Consider the following 17,599-nt stretch of genomic DNA (forward strand, 5'->3'; position numbering starts at 1 on the left):
GCAGCGTGTTGCGACCCGCTAACGCTTGCCCCGGCGGCGATGCTGGGGGACGCTCGAAGGGTGACTGAGGAAACGATCCAACTGGAACTCACCGAATCGGGCCTCGCACCTGGTCTTCCGGTGCCGACCGACCCTCGGGACCAGGTACAGGATGTGCCTTATCGCCCGGTCGAGTTCCGCGATGATGATCTACCTGCGGCCCTGGAACGTTGCGCCGGGTGGCTTCGGGACGCACAGCGGTGGCTGGGTGAACCCGTGGACGTTATCGCCATCCACCTGGACTACGACGAGCGTGAAGGTTCGCCGTACTACGACCTGAAACTGCTCTGCAACGAAGAAGACCTGGCAGGCGTTCCCCTGGCACTACGCGCTCGCAAGGACGACTGACAGAGAATCCGATTCACCTTGGGAACCGTGGGAGCGCCCACGGTTCCCAAGGTGGCTAGTGTCCGGCTCAGCCCAGTACTGTTCAGCCCAGCGCGCCGCTGACCTTGACGTGCCCCTTCAGCAGGTTGCGCGCGATGGTGCGGCGCTGGATCTCGTCGGTGCCCTCGTAGATCCGCAGCAGACGCAGTTCGCGATACCACCGCTCGATCGGCAACTCCCGCGTGTAGCCCATCCCGCCGTGGATCTGCATCACCCGATCGACGATTTCGTTGGCCTTCACGCCCCCGTATAGCTTTGCCATCGACTGTGCGTGCCGGGAGTCGAGGCCGGAGTCGACCTGCCAAGCGGCGTGCAGCACGAGCCAGCGCAGTGCCTCGAGTTCGACGCCGGAGTCCGCGATCATCCACTGGATGGCCTGGCGCTCGGCGATCGGCGCGCCGAAGGTCTCCCTGGTGTTCGCGTGCTCGATCGCCATCGTCAGCAGTCGTTCGCACGAGCCGATGGCCCTGGCGGGCAACAGGTACCGGCCCCGGCCGATCCACTGCATCGCCAGCTCGAAGCCCTTGCCGAGTTCGCCGAGGATCTGGCTCTCGGGCACCCGCACGTCCTCGAAGACCAGTGCGGCGGGGCCCCACTCGCCCATCGTGTCGATGTACTCAGAGCGCCAGCCCATCTCCCTGTCGACAAGGAAACAGGTCACTCCGCCGTTCGCCCCCTTCTCCGGGTCGGTGATGGCGAACACCATCGTGAAGTCCGCTTCGTTGCCGCCGGTGATGAAGGTCTTCTCGCCGTTGATGATCCAGTCCGAACCGTCCTTCTTGGCAGACGTGCGGATGTTCTTGGCATCAGAGCCCGCACCCGGCTCGGTGATCGCGAAACAGGACTTCCGCTCGCCGGAGATCGTCGGCAACAGGTAGCGCTCCTGCTGCTCCGCGTTGCCGTGGAAGAGAATGTTGTCCGCCGAGCCGCCGAACTGGAACTGCACGAACGAGCGACCCAGTTCCGCCTCGATCAGTGCGGTCATCACCGCGGACAGACCCATGCCGCCGAACGACTCGGGAGTCTGCACTCCCCAGAAACCTGACTCCTTGGCCTTGAGCTGCAGCTCGGTCAGTTCATCCCTGGTCAGTCCCGGCTCACCTGACCGCTCCCTGCGCAACACCTCCTGCTCGCGGGGAACGAGTTCACGCTGGACGAACGTGCGCACCCAGTCGCGCACCTCGCGCTCTTCGACAGTGAGACTGAAATCCATGGGAACGGCTCCTTCGACTACCCGGCGGTCGCACTACTAAGCGGTCGCTTAGCACGACCGTAACCTACGTCGGACACTGGCGGCAGCCCTGTGTTTGGCCGTACGTTCGTTTGGTGATCGACTGTGCCGTCTGGTGGGCGACTCCGATCGCCGAAACCGGCGAGTTCCTTCCGCTGCTCAGCCAGTTGGAGACCGAGCGGTATGGCGCCTACCGGCAAGAGCTGGACCAGCGACGTTTCCTGACCGGACGGGTTCTGGCGAAGACGCTCGTCGCGGCCAGACTGGGCGTCACCCCCGGCAGCGTACGGTTCGACGCGACCTGTGCGGACTGTGGCAAACACCACGGTCCGCCGCGGGTGCCCGACGCGCCGATCAAGTTCTCGATCTCGCATTCGGGGGAGCGTGTGGGCATCGCACTGACCGACCGGACCCCTGTCGGTCTCGACGTCGAGACGGCAAACAGGCGCGCCGACGAATCACTGATCGACTACGCGCTCAGCGACGAGGAGCGCCGGGTCGTGCACGCCCTTCCGGAGGACGAGCGTGCGAACGCCTTCTTCACCTACTGGACCCGGAAGGAAGCGGTGATGAAGGCGACCGGCAAGGGCCTGCGAATCCCGCTGCGGGGCATCACCCTCGCCCCGCCCGGCGAATCCGCCCACCTGCTCGCCTCGGACGACGAGTCGCTCTCACCGGAACGCACGAGGCTGGCCGATCTGACGCCCGGCTCCGGTTACCGCGCTGCCGTTGCCCTGCTCACCGACCAGGAGATCGCCGTCACCGAGCACGAGTGGTCCCCCTCCTGACGCGCGTTTGCCAACAGGCCGTCAGAAGTCCAGCTCCAGCCCCATCGCGCGCAGCAGGGTCTGGAACTTCGCCGAGGTCTCGGCCAGCTCCGCGTGTGGCTCGGAGTCGGCGACTATCCCGCCGCCCGCGTACATCCGCAGGCCGTGCCCGGCCACCTCGGCGCAGCGAATCGCCACGGCCCACTCACCGTCGCCCTTGGCGTCCACCCAGCCGACGGTCCCCGCGTAGTACCCGCGCTGGAACGGCTCGAGCTTGCCGACGAGTTCGCGTGCGAACTCGGTGGGGGTGCCGCAGATGGCGGGTGTCGGGTGCAGAGCCGCTGCCAGTCGCAACGCCGTGACGTCGGGGTCGATGAGCTCACCGCTGATCGTCGTGCCCAGATGCCACACGGTCGGTGTCGCCACCAGCGAGGGTTCGGCAGGTACGTGCAGGTTCCGGCAGAACGGTCCCAGTGTCTGCACCACGGCCTCCACGAGCACGGCGTGCTCGGTGTGGTCCTTCGCCGAGGCGAGCAGGGCGTCGGCGTTGGCGGCGTCCGTCGCGGGGTCGTCCGAACGCGGGGCCGATCCGGCGTGCGGGTGCGCGAGCACCGAACGACCGGTGCGGGAGATCAGCAGTTCCGGAGTGGCACCGACCAGATCGCGGCCGCCGGGCAGGCCCGCGGCGTAGGTGTACCCGTTCGCGTTGTCCAGCACCAGGTTGTGCAGGATCGTCGCGGGGTCGACGGGATCGGCGAACTCGACGTCCAGCGCACGGGCCAGCACGACCTTGCGCAGCTTGCGGTGCCGCAGCATGGTGATGGCCCTGGACACCGCCTCCACATGCCGCGCGGGCTCGGGAACCGAGCGTGAACCGATGGGAATGCCCACGGTGCGACGCGGCAGACCGGCGACGCCGGGATGCGCGGGACCGGCGATCCTGACCCGCTCGGGAAGCACGATGCGACCGGGAGCCCCCGCGGTGGCCGTGGTGTCGAAGGGCAGTGCGCCCGCGGCCAGACCGGCAGGCGAGTCGGCCAGTGCCGCTGCCGTGTGCTCACTCAGCCGCACCGCGTCGATGTCGGTGAACTCGGCGGCCTTCCCCGCTCCGAGCAGGGTGCGCCGCTTGGTGGCGAGGAAGAAGTCTCCAGCCTTGTAGTCGTCGAGCAGTTCCTGCGCGGTTGCCGCCTGACTCTCGACACTCTCGTGCGTCACGCTCACCGACCTCAACTCCTTCACGCGCGGGATCTCCGCGCCCGTCCAGTCCAGCATGCACCCGTGCGGGTGACACGACGGACCGGACCTTCAGTGAGGTCGGTCATGCGCGGTTCGCAAACCGGCAATGCGCGCAGGAGTATTTCTCGCGCGGGGCCGGGGTGCTGCACACCCCGGCCGCGCGCGAGTTCGAAACGCTCCGGCTTGGGCTACTTGAGCGCTTCGAGCAGAGCTTCGCGCTGACGCTCGCCGAGACCGGCAGCACGCCGGTCCGGGTCGATGCCGGCCTGCTCGAGCAGCGCCGCCACCTTTACCGCGCCAAGACCCGGTACAGCCTTGAGCAACTGGGTGACCTTGGTCTTGCCGATCGTCTTGTCTTCCTTGGCCTTCTTGAGCACCTTGTCGATGCTCTCCTTGCCGGACTTGATCGACGCAAGCAGCTCGGAGCGCGCCTTGCGAGCCTCGGCCGCCTTGGCCAGGGCGTCCGCACGCTGCTCCGGAGTCAACGTAGGCAGAGCCAACGCACTAGTCCTTCCTTCTCAGGTGTCCACCTCACGCCCGGCACCATCGCGGTGAAATCCGGCCGGAGGCCCTCAGTGGCAACAGCAGACCCGCATTGCTTGCAACTGCAAGCGCTGGTAGGGCCACCCCGCCACGGCCCCAGTAAACGCCACCTGCCGTTCGCGTGTGACACCGACACGCATAAATGACCCGGTAGAGCACAACCGGCCACAACGCCACTACCTGGCGCAACCTGCGAGCGAGGCCATCACCCGGCCCAGTGGGACCACGCAACGGTTGTGCATCGTGCACATGTCACGCATGCCCGAGTCGCATTAGAGTCGCCCGTGACTTGGTTCACTGAGAGGTCCTGGACAAGACACACTGTCGAGCGAGCAACGATGCGGGAGTCACGATGTTGAGCACCATGCAGGACGCACAGCTGTCTTTGGCGGATCTGCTCCGCCACGGCACTACCGTCCACTCCGAGAGCGAGGTCCTCACCTGGACGGGCTCGGAATCCCGCCGCACGACGTTCGGTGAGATCGGCAAGCGGTCGGCCAGGCTGGCGAACGCGCTGCGCGGCCTCGGCGTGGACGGCGACCAGCGGGTCGGCACGTTCATGTGGAACAACGCCGAGCACCTCGAGGCCTACCTCGCGATTCCGGCGATGGGCGCCGTGCTGCACACCCTGAACATTCGCCTGTTCCCCGAGCAGCTGGTCTTCGTCGCCAACCACGCCGAGGACCACGCCATCATCGTGGACGGCACGCTGGTGCCACTGCTGGCGAAACAGCTGCCGGAGATGAAGACCGTCAAGCACGTGATCGTGGCGAACGGGGACGCGTCGACCCTGCAGGCGCCGGACTCGATTCAGGTGCACTCATACGAGGACTTGCTCGCGGCGCAGTCGGAGACCTTCGACTGGCCCGTTGTGGACGAACGTTCCGCCGCCGCGATGTGTTACACATCCGGCACGACCGGTGATCCGAAGGGTGTCGCGTACTCGCACCGATCCATCTGGCTGCACTCGATGCAGGTGTGCATGAGTGACAGCATGCGACTGTCCCAGGCAGACAAGTCGCTGGCGATCGTGCCGATGTTCCACGCGATGTCCTGGGGTCTGCCCTACGCCGCGCTGATGGTCGGCGCGTCGCTGGTCATGCCGGACAGGTTCCTGCAGCCGGGCCCGATCGCGGAGATCCTCGCCGCGGAGAAGCCGACCATGGCGGCCGCGGTGCCGACCATCTGGCAGGGGCTGCTGGCCCACCTGGATGCCAACCCGCAGGACATCTCGCACGTCCGGGAGGTGGTGGTCGGCGGCTCGGCCGCGCCGCCCGCGATGATGCACGCCTTCGAGGAGCAGTACGACGTCCCGGTGCTGCATGCGTGGGGCATGACCGAGACCTCGCCACTCGGCAGCGTCGCCCGCCCGCCCGCTTCGGTGAGCGGGCAGGAGGCATGGGCTTACCGCTACACGCAGGGCCGGTTCCCGGCCTCGGTGCGGGCCAGGCTGATCGGCGACTCCGGCGAGGAGATGCCGTGGGACGGCGAGAGCGTCGGCGAACTCGAGGTGCAGGGGCCGTGGATCGCCGGGTCGTACTACGGCGGCGAGTCGGTCGACCCGGAGAAGTTCCACGAGGGCTGGCTGCGCACCGGGGACGTCGGCAAGATCACCCCGGACGGCTTCCTGACGCTGACCGACCGCGCCAAGGACGTGATCAAGTCCGGCGGCGAGTGGATCTCGTCGGTGGACCTGGAGAACGCCGTGATGGGCCACCCTGCCGTCGCGGAGGCCGCGGTGATCGGCGTGCCGGACGAGAAGTGGGACGAGCGCCCACTGGTCGCGGTGGTCGTCCGCGAGGGGCAGAACGTCACACCCGCCGAGCTGCGGGAGTTCCTCGCCGACAAGGTCGCCAAGTGGCAACTGCCGGAGAACTGGGCCTTCGTCGAGGAAATGCCGAAGACCAGCGTCGGCAAGTTCGACAAGAAGCGGCTGCGCGCCTTCCACACCGAGGGCAAGCTGGACATCAGCCGCCTCTGACCCGGCCACACCGGTAGGGCCTGCTCCAGCAACATCGTCGGAGCAGGCCCTACCGGATGGACCGTTCACCGGCTTTACCTGGCCGAGGACGTGTCGTCGTTGTTCAGCAGGCTGGCCTCGATGCCGCCGAGCACGAGAGCGAGTCCGTCCTCGAAGGCGATGGGGCCGTCCGGCGGGCCGCCTTCGCGGATGGCAGCCAAGAGCGTGGGGGTTTCCCGGGCTTTGTCGAGGTCGACCGGTGGGGGCTCGTCCCGCCCATGGCGCGCCTGTTCCTCCAGGACGAAGCCGGTTATGTAGGAGCCGAGTGTGGTGATGGCGCGCATCGCCTGCACGGGAGTGAATCCCTGGAGCACCAACGCGTTCAGCTCCTGATCGAACATCACGGCGATGCCGGGTCCCGGACTGCTTCCGGCTATGAGACGGGCGCCGTCGCGATGAGCCAGGAGGATGTCCCGGCGTTCCCGAGCCCGGCGGACGAGCCAGTCGCGCCACTGCTCGCCCGCACGCGGCGGGCCGAGATCCTGCCGCGCTTGGATGGACCGGGCCATCTCGTCGAGGAGTTCCTGCTTGTTGCGGAAATGCCAGTAGAGCGCTGGGGACTTGACCTGCAGCCGGGCGGCGAGCCTGCGCGTCGTCAACTCGTCGAGCCCGACTTCCTCCAGCACCTCCAGCGCCGCACTGATGATCGTCGACCGGTCCACTTCGCGTCCTGACCTCCTGTCTGCAGTTGCTTCCTTACCAACGATAAGGCATCCTCATGACTTCGATGGTTTATCAACGATAAGGAAAGCCATGTCCCGCGCGCGTTCCACTCAGCTTCTACTGACCTGCGGCCTGATCGTCTCGATGCTGTTCGTGGGAGTGATCCTCGTCGAGGGCGCGCTCCGCGCTGGTTATGAGCCGCTGCACCGCTTCGGCAGCGAGCTCGCCCTGGGCGAGCGGGGATGGGTGCAGATCGCCAACTTTGTCGTCAGTGGGCTACTCGTCCTCGGGTTCGCCCTCGGCCTGCGCCGGGTGCTGCGCGACGGCCTCGGATCGACAGCTGCCCCCGCACTCGCGGCCGTCTTCGGGATATGCCTCATCACGGGCGGCGTCTTCGTCACCGACCCCAAGCCCGGCTACCCGGAAGGCAGCGCCGGAACGGCCGAACCGACAGTGCACGGCCTGATCCACGACGCCAATCCCATTCCGTTCTACCTGTCACTGATCGCCCTCATTTGCGTGCTGGCCCGGCGCTTCGCGACCGAACCCGGAGGGCGGCCCTGGATGTGGTTCTGCGTCGCCACCGCGATCGCGGTACCGGTGACCTTCGCGATCGCCGCGGGCCTCTACGACGCCGAGAGTCAAACCGGGACGTACCACGGGCTCTGGCAGCGGATCAACCTGGCCATCAGCCTGGGTTGGTTCGGCGTGGTCGCGATGCGGTTCCTGCCCAGATACGCAACGGGTGCACACGCCGGCCCGGAGGCGATTTCAGCGCGCGGCTGAACATGATGAATTTTCGCGTTTGGCTTCCCTGGCGTTCACCGCTCGGTTAATCTCGTGCGGCACCGTGAGGTTTCCTGCACCGTCCGCACATCGACTGGGGAGCGCCGTGGCCGAACTGACTCGCAGAGGATTCGTCAACGCGGCCGGGCTTTCCGGCGTCGGACTGTTGCTGTGCACCCCCACCGCGAGCGCGATCGACCGTGTGCTGCGGGAAACGACCCGGCGCACGATCGCCCCGGCGGGCACCACCCTCGAGTCAGCGGCCGCACCGGTCAATTCCGGGCCGCGCTACACCCGGCTCACCTCGGGGCCGGGCTGGCCGCTCGTCGTGCGGCAGGAACTCGTGGCGGGCAAGGCCGACCGGGATGACCGGCGCACCGGCCTCGCCTCCTTCGTGCAGTTCACCGATCTGCACGTCACCGACACGCAGTCGCCCGTCCGTTTCGAGTACCTGCACTCCTTCACCGGTTCCGCCCACCGTCCACAAGAGACGCTAGGGGTGGTCTCCACGGCCGCACTCGTGCGCCGGGTCAACGATCTCGGCGGCGGCCCCTTCACCGGGCGGCCGTTGGACTTCATGATGACCACGGGGGACAACACCGACAACCACGAGCAGATCGAACTCTCCTGGTTCCTCGACCTGCTGGGCGGCGGCAGCATCACGCCCAACACCGGTGATCCGAACCGATACGAAGGCGTGCAGGACTCGGGATCGTCGCACTACTGGAATCCGGACACGGTGCTGCGGGACGACTACACGGAGAAAGGCTTCCCGCACCTGCCAGGACTGCTCGACGCCGCGATAGCGCGGTTCTCCTCGCCTGGCCTGGACATCCCCTGGTACTGCACGTTCGGCAACCACGACAACACCCCCGTCGGCACACTGCCCGCCAACATCCCGGGCATCGAGTACTTCTACACCGGCGAGCGCAAGGTGATCGGCAAGGACGAGCGCACCTGCAGGGCGCTGGCGTCGGCGATGGAGAAGCCAGGCGGCTCGCTCCCGGTGGCCGAACTCTTCGGCGGTGGCGGCACGATCCGCAAGGTCACCCCCGACGACCGGCGCACCCCGTTCAGCACCGCCGAGTTCGTGCAAGCCCACCTCGACCCGGCCAACGCCGGACCGGGACCGCACGGGCACGGTTTCACCGAGGCCAATGCCGACGGCCGCGAGGTCTACTACACCTTCCGGATCGCCCCTGGCATCACCGGAATCAGCCTCGACACCACCACACTGGCCGGCTTCGCCGACGGCTCGATCGGCCTTGCCCAGTACCTCTGGGTCGAGCGAACGCTACGGCGCGCCAGCTCCACCTACTACAACGTGTGGGGCAGCAGGGTCACCCAGAACGTCAGTGACGAACTGTTCGTCCTCTTCAGCCATCACACGAGCGGCACGATGGGCAACGTCCTGCCGGACTCACGCAACCTGCTCGACCCACGCCTGAACGGGGACACCTTCGTCGGACTGCTCAACCGGTTCCCGAACGTGCTCGCGTGGGTCAACGGCCACACCCACCTGAACAAGGTCGTCGCCCACCCCGGCAACACGCCGGCACAGGGGTTCTGGGAGATCAACACCGCCTCGCACGTCGACTTCCCGCAGCACGCGCGGGTGATCGAGGTCGCCGACAACGCCGACGGCACCCTTTCGCTGTTCACCACCCTGGTCGAGTCCGACGCGCCCTACGCCGCCGACTACGACGACACCTCTCCCGGAGCCCTGGCCTCGCTGTACCGGGAACTGTCCTACAACGACGTGCACGCCGACCTCAGCCGGGCAGGTTCCGCGGCGGACCGCAACACCGAACTGCTCCTGGTGCACCCACTGCGCTGACGACCTCGCCATTACCCCGGGAGTAATGGACCTACTTCGGGCGCCCGTGCAGGCTTTCGGCATGGACACCGAAGGAACCGCGCTCTTCCACCGCACCATGCCGTTCACCGAACGCCTCGGCGTCCGGGTGCTCGAACACGCGGCCGAGTTGGTCCGCAGCAGCGTGGCGTGGGACGAGACGCTCTGCACGCTCGGCGGCGCGCTGCACGGCGGCGTGCTGATGTCACTGGCCGACGCCAACGCGGCGGTCTGCGCCTTCCTGAACCTGCCGGAGGGCGCACAGGGCACGACCACGATCGAGTCGAAGACCAACTTCCTGCGCGCGTTGCGGTCCGGGAACGCGGTCGCCTCCTCCCGGCCACTGCACCCGGGCCGCAGGGTGATCGTCGTGGAGACCGAGATCCACGACGACCAGCACTCCCTGATCGCCAAGGTCACCCAGACCCAGGCCGTGCTCTGACCGGACCTCGCCGACGAGTTCGCGATTAGTCCAGACAGAGGTTTACAACACGGAGAAGAAGGGAGAAAATCCTCCACTACCTTGCTAGTTCGGAGAGTGGGAGCGATATGCGCGGACGTGCCGTCACGATGATGCTGGTCCTGACGATGGCGGCGATGGCCGTACCCGCGGCCGCACAACCTGCCGCGCGGCCTTCCACCACCCCGGCGAGCGGGGACGAGTCGATCGACTACCACCAGTGGGACTCCAGCAGAGACTTCGCGAAGGGCGTGCGCGACGGCGTCTCCCTCGGCGCGGGCGGGCTCAGGATCAGCCGCCCCGCGGGCACCATCCAGCGCAGTGAACCCGCACTCGGCACCAACCGGACCTACGAGTTCGGCACGTGGACCTCGCCGAGCTACAAGCCGGGCTTCGATGCCACCGAGCTCATCGCCTCCTGGAGCGCGCGCACGCCGCGCAAGACCTGGTTGCAGGTCGAGGCCAGCGCCAGGACCGCGCAGGGAGACGACACCAACTGGTACGTGCTCGGCCAGTGGGCGCACGGCGACGACGACATCCAGCGCACCACGGTCGAGGGCCAGCGCGACGAACACGCCACCGTCTTCGTCGACACGCTGGCGACGAAAGCGGGCGTGACTCTGCGGTCCTACCGCCTGCGGGTCACCCTGTACCGCGAGCAGGGCAGCAGGACCACGCCGGTACTGCGCGCCGTCGGCGCGATGACCTCTACCGTGCCGGACCGCTTCGAGGTGCCCATCTCCGAGCCGGGTGCCGCACGGGGAATCGAACTTCCGGTGCCGCGTTACGCGCAGAATCTCCACAAAGGACAGTATCCGGAGTACGGCGGGGGCGGGCAGAACTGGTGCAGCCCGACGGCCACGCAGATGGTGATCGAGTACTGGGGCCGGAAGCCGAGTCAGCGGGAGCTGTCCTGGATCCCGGCCGGCTACACCGATCGCAGCGTCGCGCATGCCGCCCGCCACACCTACGACTACTCCTACGAGGGCACCGGAAACTGGCCCTTCAACACCGCCTACGCCGCGCACTACGGGCTCCGCGGCCACATCACCCGCTTGCACTCACTGGCGGAACTGGAGGGCTACATCGCCAGGGGCATCCCGGTGATCACGTCGCAGTCGTTCCTGGAGAGCGAGCTGGACGGGGCGGGTTACGGCACCGCTGGACACATCATGGTCGTCGTCGGGTTCACGGAGGACGGTGACGTGATCGCCAACGATCCGGCGTCCAACAGCAACGCCGGGGTGCGCAACGTGTACGACCGCGCGCAGTTCGAGACGATCTGGCAACGAACACAGCGCATCGACGCGGACGGTGACGTGGCCGGTGGCCCCGGTGGCGTCGTCTACGTGATCAGTCCCTGATCCAGGCCCGGCCGTCGGCCGGGTCCTGTTCGAGCAGCTTGCCGGGGTTCAGGATTCCCTCGGGATCGACCGTGGCCTTGACCGCACGCAACACCTGCAGGCCGAGTTCGCCGATCTCCGCACCGAGATAGGGAGCATGATCGACGCCGACAGCGTGATGATGCGAGATGGTGCCCAGCGGGCGGTCCTGCCCCTCGCTGATCGCCCTGGACGCGGCTGCCTTGGCACGTTCCCACTGACCCACCGGATCCGCACCGTCCCTGGCGGCCAGGGTGGTGAAGTACAGCGAGGCGCCGGTCTCGTACGCGTGCGAGATGTGGCACATCACCACCGCGCCGCTCGGCAACGCACCACGCAACGCCGCGCGGACCTCGTCCCGCAACCGGTCCAGACTGGACCAGTAGGTCGCCGTTTCCAGCGTCTCGACGCAGACGCCGTGCTCCATGAGCGCATCGCGCTGACGTGGCCCGTGGAAACGGCCACGACGCCACGACTCCCCCGGAGCCGTTCCGATGGAGACCGCGCCCGCCGCGCGGAGCAGGCGCACGGTACGGCGACGACGCTCGGCGATCCGGCCACGTGACGATCCGTGCCAGCCGAGGACGAGCAGACAGGGCTCCCCGACTCCGCGAGCGGCGAGGTAGCGGCGCAGGGCGAAGATCTTCCAGCCGGAGTTCAGCGACAGGGACACCTCGGTCTCCTCGCTGTCGGAGAGCCGCGTGATATCCGCCAGCAATCCGGCCTGTGCCATTGCCCGCACCGCGGCACTGCCCTGCTGCCAACCGTTCAGCACGAAGGCCTCGTACCGCTCCACCCCGGGCAGCGGCCGCACCCGGACCTCGACCTCGGTGATCACCCCCAGTGCACCTTCACTGCCGACAGCCAGCTGCCGGAGGTCGGGTCCCGCCGCCGAAGCGGGAGCCGCACCGAGCCGCCACTGCCCGCGCGGGGTCGCGAGACGCACCCCGGTCACCATGTCCTCGAACCGGCCGTATCCCGAGGACGCCTGACCAGCGGACCGCGTGGCCGCGAAACCACCGATCGTGGCGCGCTCGAACGACTGCGGCACGTGGCCCAGCGTGAACCCGTGCAGGGCGAGCAGACGTTCCGCCTCAGGTCCACGCACCCCTGCCTGCAACACCGCCGTCCTGGAAACCGGGTCCACCGACACCAGCCGGTCCAGCCGAGCCAGGTCGAGGGCGATCACGGACTCCTTGCTGCCACGCAGGGCGTTCACCCCGCCGACCACGGAGGTGCCACCGCCGAACGGCACCACTCCGACATCGTGCGCGGTGCACACCTCCAGCACCCGCTGCACCTCGTCGGGGTCGGCGGGCAGGACCACCGCATCGGGCACCGCGAGCCCCAGTGCCGGATGCCGCCTGCGGATCAGGTCCAGGTACGAGAGCCCACCTGCCCGGCCGAGGCGCTCGGCCCGGTCGTCCAGCACGTTCTCGCGGCCCACGACGGCCAGCAGATCCGCCGCCGCATCGGCGGGCAGCCCGGACACCGGGACGGCGATCGCCGAATCGGGTGCGACCGCTTGTTCGGCTGTCTCCGGCGTCAGCGGGCCGATACGCTCGGAGAGCCAGCGAAGGGCCTTGGCGGGAAGCTCCGCGGCCGAGGCACCCTCAGGCGTCCAGGTGCGTCGAATGCGGTGGTCAACAATGTCGTTCACCGCTACAGTGTGACACATGGAGCCCAAACGTCACAGCGACCTCGCCACCGGTAGTGCGCTGTCCGGCACGCGTGCCCGCTCGGCCGCATCCCGAGTCTCCGACGATGTGCTGCTCGACGCGGCCCGCACGTGCGTGCTCGCCAGCGGCGTGCGCCGCACCACCCTCGCTGAGATCGCCCGCACGGCCCACGTCAGCCGGATGACGCTGTACCGACGCTTTCCGGACGTTCGCAACGTCCTGGCCGCGCTGATGACCAGGGAGTTCGGCGCCCTGCTGCGCAGCGCCAGTGCCGGTGCGGCCACGGCGGCCAGCGCACGGGAACGACTCGTCGACAGCTCCGTCGCCGCGGTGCACGCCCTGGTCGGCGACCCGCTGATGCGCACGGTGCTCGACCTCGACGCCGAACTCCTCATGCCGTACGTCGTACAACGCCTGGGAGCCACCCAACGTCTTGCCGAGCAGGTACTGACCGCCCAGGTCGCGGCAGGCCACCAGGACGGCTCCATCCGCAGGACCGACACGGCCGCACAGGTGCGGGCAGTACTGCTCGTGGTCCAGTCCTTCGTTCTCTCCCTGCGCCCGGCCACAGCCGACGTCGACGAGGCCGCCCTGCTCGCGGAGCTTCGGCACATCCTGGACACCACCCTGCGCCCGGGGTCCGCGAGATGATCCACGGCTCGCTCAACGCGGACCGCAGACGCACCGAACTCGAGCGCATGGCCGAGGGCGAGACGGTCGACGTGCTGGTGGTGGGTGGCGGTGTCACCGGAGCCGGGATCGCGCTGGACGCGGCATCCCGGGGCCTGTCGGTCGCGCTGATCGAAGCCAACGACCTCGCGTTCGGCACCTCCCGGTGGTCCAGCAAACTGGTACACGGTGGACTGCGCTATCTCGCCAAGGGCAATCTCCCGCTCGCCCACGAGAGCGCGGTCGAACGGCACATCCTGATGACCAGGACCGCTCCGCACCTGACCCGGCCACTCGGCCAGGTCTTTCCCTTGCTGCCACAGACATCACGAGCGGAACGCGCGATCGTCGGCGCGGGTCTGCGGGCCGGGGACGTACTGCGCCGCGCGGCGGGCACGTCCTCGGAGGTACTGCCGAGGCCCAGGGCGATCCCGCCCGTCGAGGCACTCGCACTCGCGCCTGGCCTGCGCCGCAGTGGCCTGCGTGGCGCACTGCTGTCGTACGACGGCGCCCTCACCGACGACGCACGCCTGGTGATTTCCCTCGCCAGGACCGCGGCGGCGTTCGGCGCCAGGATTCTCCCCCGGGTGCGGGCGAGCGCGCTGGACCGCGACAGCGTGCTGGCCACCGACGAACTGACCGGCGAGACACTCGAACTGCGGGCACGCCAGGTTGTCAACGCGACGGGTGTGTGGGCGGGAAAGCTGGTCCCCTCGGTCCGGCTTTCACCCTCCCGTGGTTCACACCTCGTGCTCGACACGGGAGCAACCGGTCTCACCGGCACGTCCGTGCTGGTGCCGGTTCCCGGCGAGCACAACCGGTTCGTCTTCCTGCTGCCCCAACCCGGCGGCAGGCTGTACCTCGGTCTCACCGACGAGCCGACACATGGTGACCCGCCGGACGTGCCGGTGGTTCCGCAGTCCGATGTGGACTTCTTGCTCGCCACGGCGTCGACGGCGCTCGAAAGGGATCTCAGGGAAGCCGACATTCTGGGACGGTACGCGGGGTTGCGGCCGCTGCTCCAGGCCGACGGGAACACGGCGGACCTCTCCAGGAAGCACGCCGTGCTGACCTCACCGGAGGGCGTGCTCACCGTGGTCGGCGGCAAGCTCACGACCTACCGGAAAATGGCCGAGGATGCCGTAGACGCCGCGATTTCGGCGGCGGCGCTGGAGGCGGCACCGGCGCGCACGCGATGGCTGCCACTGCTCGGCGCGACCAGGAGGGACCGCCTGCCCGCGGTCCAAGCGCCCGCACGCCTCGTGGAGAAGTACGGGATCGAGGCCCCACGGGTCGCCGCACCCGGCGAACTGGACCCGGACCTCGCGGCACCGCTGTTCCCGGGTTGCGCGGTCACGGCTGCCGAGGTGGTGTGGGCCGTGCGCCACGAGGGAGCACTCGACGCGGCCGACGTGCTCGATCGAAGGACACGACTCGGTCTCATTCCGGATGAACGGGCAGCGGCCGAACCCGTCGTGGTGAATCTGGTCCGGCGTTCGCTGGCCGGGCTGCGGAACCGGTAGCACCGCCAAAGTTGACCTTTTTTCGGGTTTTTGCCAACGTACGGTTGTAAAGCGGGTCCAGTACTGGACCCTGGATAAACCACTGGGGGCCGGGGGCACGCTCCGTAGCAAATCAGGCACGATTCTGGTCAAGAACAGAACAGGCTGCCGGCTCACGACCTGACAGATCTCGCGATTGTGCAAGGAGCGTATTCCCGTGCCAGACAACACGCTGGAGATCGATCGGATCTCCAAGCGGTACGGCGACATCGTCGCCCTCGACTCGGTCAGCTTCGACGTCCGGCCGGGTGAGCTGTTCGGCTTCGTCGGCAGCAACGGCGCCGGAAAGACCACGACCATGCGGATCGCGCTCGGCGTGCTCGCCGCCGATTCCGGTGAGGTCCGTTACAACGGCCATCCCATCAATCACGAGACCAGGACGCGTATCGGCTACATGCCGGAGGAGCGCGGGCTCTACCCGAAGATGAAGGTGCTCGACCAGCTCGTCTACCTGGCGCAGCTGCACGGCCTCAGCACCAACGAGGCGCACAAGAGTGCCGAGGAGTGGATTCTCCGGCTCGGCCTGCGCGAACGACGCGGTGACGAGGTGCAGAAGCTCAGTCTCGGCAACCAGCAACGGGTTCAGCTCGCGGCGGCCCTCGTGCACCACCCCACCGTGCTCGTGCTGGACGAGCCCTTCTCCGGCCTGGACCCGCTCGCGGTGGACGTGATGAGCCAGGTGCTGCGGGAGAAGGCGGCCGAAGGTGTGCCGGTGGTGTTCTCCAGTCACCAGCTCGACCTGGTCGAACGGCTCTGTGACCGGGTCGGAATCATCCGGGCAGGACGGATGGTCGCCACGGGTACCGTCGACGAGCTCACCACATCCGCGGCCACCCAGCTCAGGGTCGGCGCGCCGCACGCGCCTGAAGGCTGGGCCGCGCAGCTGCCCGGTGTTCGCGTGCTCTCGCAGAACGGGTCCGGCACGCTGCTCGAGCTGACTCCGGAAGCTGACGACCAGGCCGTGCTGAACGCCGCGCTCGCCACGGGACCCGTCACCGAATTCAGCAGGCGACGTCCCTCGCTCACCGAACTGTTCCGCAGCGCCGTCTCCGACGACACCGCTTCCCCGGAAGGAGAGGCCCGAGCATGAGCACTCCCACGACTACTCCGGCAACGGGGAACAGCCGTTCGGTCCGGCCGCTGACCGCGATCCGCCTGGTGGCTCAGCGTGAGCTCAACATGCGGCTGCGCACGAAGTCCTTCGTGATCGGCACGGCCGTGATCCTGCTGGTCCTCGCCGGCTACCTGCTGCTGCAGGCCTCCCTGTTCAGCGATGCGGACAAGAAGGAGGTCGGGCTCGCCGGGCAGGCCGCGGGCATCGACGCCCCGCTGCGGACACAGGCCGAGCAGCTCGGCCAGGACATCGAGACCACTCAGGTGTCCAGTGTGGAAGCAGGACGCGAACAGGTCGCGAACGGCGATCTGGACGCGGTGGTCTCCGGTAACGCCGCGAGCCTGCAGGTGCTGGTCAAGTCCGAACTGGACGAAGAGCTTCGCGTCCTGCTCAACGCCATCTCGCAGAACGAGGTGCTGAACGCGAAACTTGCCGAGGCGGGCGTCAACCCGGCGCAGGTGATGAGCGAGGTCAACGCGGCGCAGGTCTCCGTCACGTCGATCGAACCAGCTGACCCCGAGCGCGGCCAGCGGATGGCGATCGGGCTCATCATGGTCTTCCTGCTCTACATGAGCATCGTCACCTACGGAAGTCTTGTCGCGCAGGGCGTGGTCGAGGAGAAGGCCAGCCGGGTGGTCGAGATCCTGCTGTCCACCGTGCGACCGTGGCACCTCCTGCTCGGCAAGGTGATCGGGCTCGGCCTTGTCGGGCTCGCCCAGCTGGTGATCCTGGCCGGCGCCGGGCTGGCGATGGCGACCGCGACGGGAGTGCTGACCCTGTCCGGTGTGGCCACCGGCGCGATCCTGTGGGGTCTGCTCTGGTACCTGCTGGGCTTCTTCCTCTACGCCACGATCTTCGCAGGCGCGGGATCCCTGGTGTCGCGACAGGAGGACGTGCAGTCGGTGGTGACACCGGTTTCCATGGTGCTGATCATCGGGTTCATCGTGGGGCTCAACCTGATGATCCAGGACCCCGAGGGCACTGGCACCGAGGTCCTCTCGATGATTCCGTTGCTCTCCCCGGTGCTGATGCCCGGCCGGATCGCGACCGGAACCGTTCCAGGCTGGGAGATCGCGGTCTCGATCCTGCTTACGGCGGCAACGGTGGCATTGTTCACCTGGCTCAGCGGGAAGGTGTACCGCAACGCGGTGCTGCGGACCGGCAGCCGCGTCAAGCTCACCGAGGCACTGCGCGGCTGATTCGGCG

16 protein-coding genes are annotated in these 17,599 nt (G+C 67.9%); 11 read left to right on the forward strand and 5 right to left on the reverse strand.

Annotated features, from left to right (window positions below; genetic code table 11):
* Positions 1–60 precede the first annotated feature (60 nt).
* Positions 61–387: a hypothetical protein gene (locus tag BM199_RS21565; protein ID WP_091675088.1), complete on the forward strand. Its 327-nt coding sequence runs from the start codon at positions 61–63 to the stop codon at positions 385–387.
* Positions 388–469: 82 nt separating this feature from the next.
* Here BM199_RS21565 and BM199_RS21570 read toward each other — a convergent pair whose 3' ends face one another.
* Positions 470–1,639 carry an acyl-CoA dehydrogenase family protein gene (locus BM199_RS21570; protein ID WP_091675089.1) on the reverse strand — a complete coding sequence of 390 codons (1,170 nt, stop codon included), beginning with the start codon at positions 1,637–1,639 and terminating at the stop codon, positions 470–472.
* 113 nt (positions 1,640–1,752) lie between these two features.
* On the opposite strand from BM199_RS21570, the gene BM199_RS21575 reads away from it, so the two are divergent.
* Entirely contained in the window at positions 1,753–2,445 is a 693-nt protein-coding gene (locus BM199_RS21575; RefSeq protein WP_091675090.1) for a 4'-phosphopantetheinyl transferase family protein, read from the forward strand.
* Positions 2,446–2,466: 21 nt separating this feature from the next.
* Here the strand turns inward: BM199_RS21575 and BM199_RS21580 are convergent, their stop codons facing one another.
* Both BM199_RS21580 and mihF read right to left on the reverse strand, forming a co-directional pair.
* Complete coding sequence (locus BM199_RS21580) at positions 2,467–3,645, reverse strand: isochorismate synthase (protein WP_425425567.1); 1,179 nt, start codon at positions 3,643–3,645, stop codon at positions 2,467–2,469.
* 203 nt (positions 3,646–3,848) lie between these two features.
* Positions 3,849–4,160, reverse strand: a complete 312-nt coding sequence (gene mihF / locus BM199_RS21585) for an integration host factor, actinobacterial type (protein ID WP_091675092.1) — start codon at positions 4,158–4,160, stop codon at positions 3,849–3,851.
* Positions 4,161–4,555: 395 nt separating this feature from the next.
* On the opposite strand from mihF, the gene BM199_RS21590 reads away from it, so the two are divergent.
* Complete coding sequence (locus BM199_RS21590; RefSeq protein WP_091675093.1) at positions 4,556–6,184, forward strand: long-chain fatty acid--CoA ligase; 1,629 nt, start codon at positions 4,556–4,558, stop codon at positions 6,182–6,184.
* A 74-nt stretch (positions 6,185–6,258) separates the two neighbouring features.
* Here BM199_RS21590 and BM199_RS21595 read toward each other — a convergent pair whose 3' ends face one another.
* Positions 6,259–6,885, reverse strand: a complete 627-nt coding sequence (locus BM199_RS21595; protein WP_091675094.1) for a TetR/AcrR family transcriptional regulator C-terminal domain-containing protein — start codon at positions 6,883–6,885, stop codon at positions 6,259–6,261.
* A gap of 91 nt (positions 6,886–6,976) precedes the next feature.
* Here BM199_RS21595 and BM199_RS21600 point away from each other — a divergent pair, with 91 nt between their 5' ends.
* From BM199_RS21600 to BM199_RS21615, 4 genes are all read left to right on the forward strand, one after another.
* On the forward strand, positions 6,977–7,672 hold the full coding sequence (locus BM199_RS21600) for a DUF998 domain-containing protein (protein ID WP_177242724.1): 696 nt from the start codon (positions 6,977–6,979) through the stop codon (positions 7,670–7,672).
* A gap of 106 nt (positions 7,673–7,778) precedes the next feature.
* The gene (locus tag BM199_RS21605) at positions 7,779–9,509 is read left to right on the forward strand and encodes a TIGR03767 family metallophosphoesterase (RefSeq protein WP_091675095.1); all 1,731 of its coding nucleotides are present in this window, start codon (positions 7,779–7,781) and stop codon (positions 9,507–9,509) included.
* A gap of 61 nt (positions 9,510–9,570) precedes the next feature.
* Positions 9,571–9,969 (forward strand): PaaI family thioesterase, encoded by a 399-nt coding sequence (locus BM199_RS21610; RefSeq protein ID WP_091675148.1) that lies wholly within the window; start codon positions 9,571–9,573, stop codon positions 9,967–9,969.
* 107 nt (positions 9,970–10,076) lie between these two features.
* Positions 10,077–11,351 carry a C39 family peptidase gene (locus BM199_RS21615; RefSeq protein ID WP_091675096.1) on the forward strand — a complete coding sequence of 425 codons (1,275 nt, stop codon included), beginning with the start codon at positions 10,077–10,079 and terminating at the stop codon, positions 11,349–11,351.
* Here BM199_RS21615 and BM199_RS21620 read toward each other — a convergent pair.
* On the reverse strand, positions 11,341–13,029 hold the full coding sequence (locus tag BM199_RS21620) for an FAD-binding oxidoreductase (RefSeq protein ID WP_091675097.1): 1,689 nt from the start codon (positions 13,027–13,029) through the stop codon (positions 11,341–11,343). The genes BM199_RS21615 and BM199_RS21620 overlap by 11 nt on opposite strands.
* Positions 13,030–13,045: 16 nt before the next feature.
* On the opposite strand from BM199_RS21620, the gene BM199_RS21625 reads away from it, so the two are divergent.
* From BM199_RS21625 to BM199_RS21640, 4 genes are all read left to right on the forward strand, one after another.
* Positions 13,046–13,699: a TetR/AcrR family transcriptional regulator gene (locus BM199_RS21625; RefSeq protein WP_091675098.1), complete on the forward strand. Its 654-nt coding sequence runs from the start codon at positions 13,046–13,048 to the stop codon at positions 13,697–13,699.
* The gene (locus BM199_RS21630) at positions 13,696–15,240 is read left to right on the forward strand and encodes a glycerol-3-phosphate dehydrogenase/oxidase (RefSeq protein WP_091675099.1); all 1,545 of its coding nucleotides are present in this window, start codon (positions 13,696–13,698) and stop codon (positions 15,238–15,240) included. Before BM199_RS21625 ends, BM199_RS21630 begins: the two co-directional genes overlap by 4 nt.
* A 196-nt stretch (positions 15,241–15,436) precedes the next feature.
* Entirely contained in the window at positions 15,437–16,369 is a 933-nt protein-coding gene (locus tag BM199_RS21635) for an ABC transporter ATP-binding protein (RefSeq protein WP_091675100.1), read from the forward strand.
* On the forward strand, positions 16,366–17,592 hold the full coding sequence (locus BM199_RS21640) for an ABC transporter permease (RefSeq protein ID WP_091675101.1): 1,227 nt from the start codon (positions 16,366–16,368) through the stop codon (positions 17,590–17,592). The genes BM199_RS21635 and BM199_RS21640 overlap by 4 nt, the downstream gene beginning before the upstream one ends.
* Positions 17,593–17,599: the final 7 nt, after the last annotated feature.

Source organism: Amycolatopsis marina, assembly GCF_900111885.1.
Taxonomy (GTDB): Bacteria; Actinomycetota; Actinomycetes; order Mycobacteriales; family Pseudonocardiaceae; genus Amycolatopsis; species Amycolatopsis marina.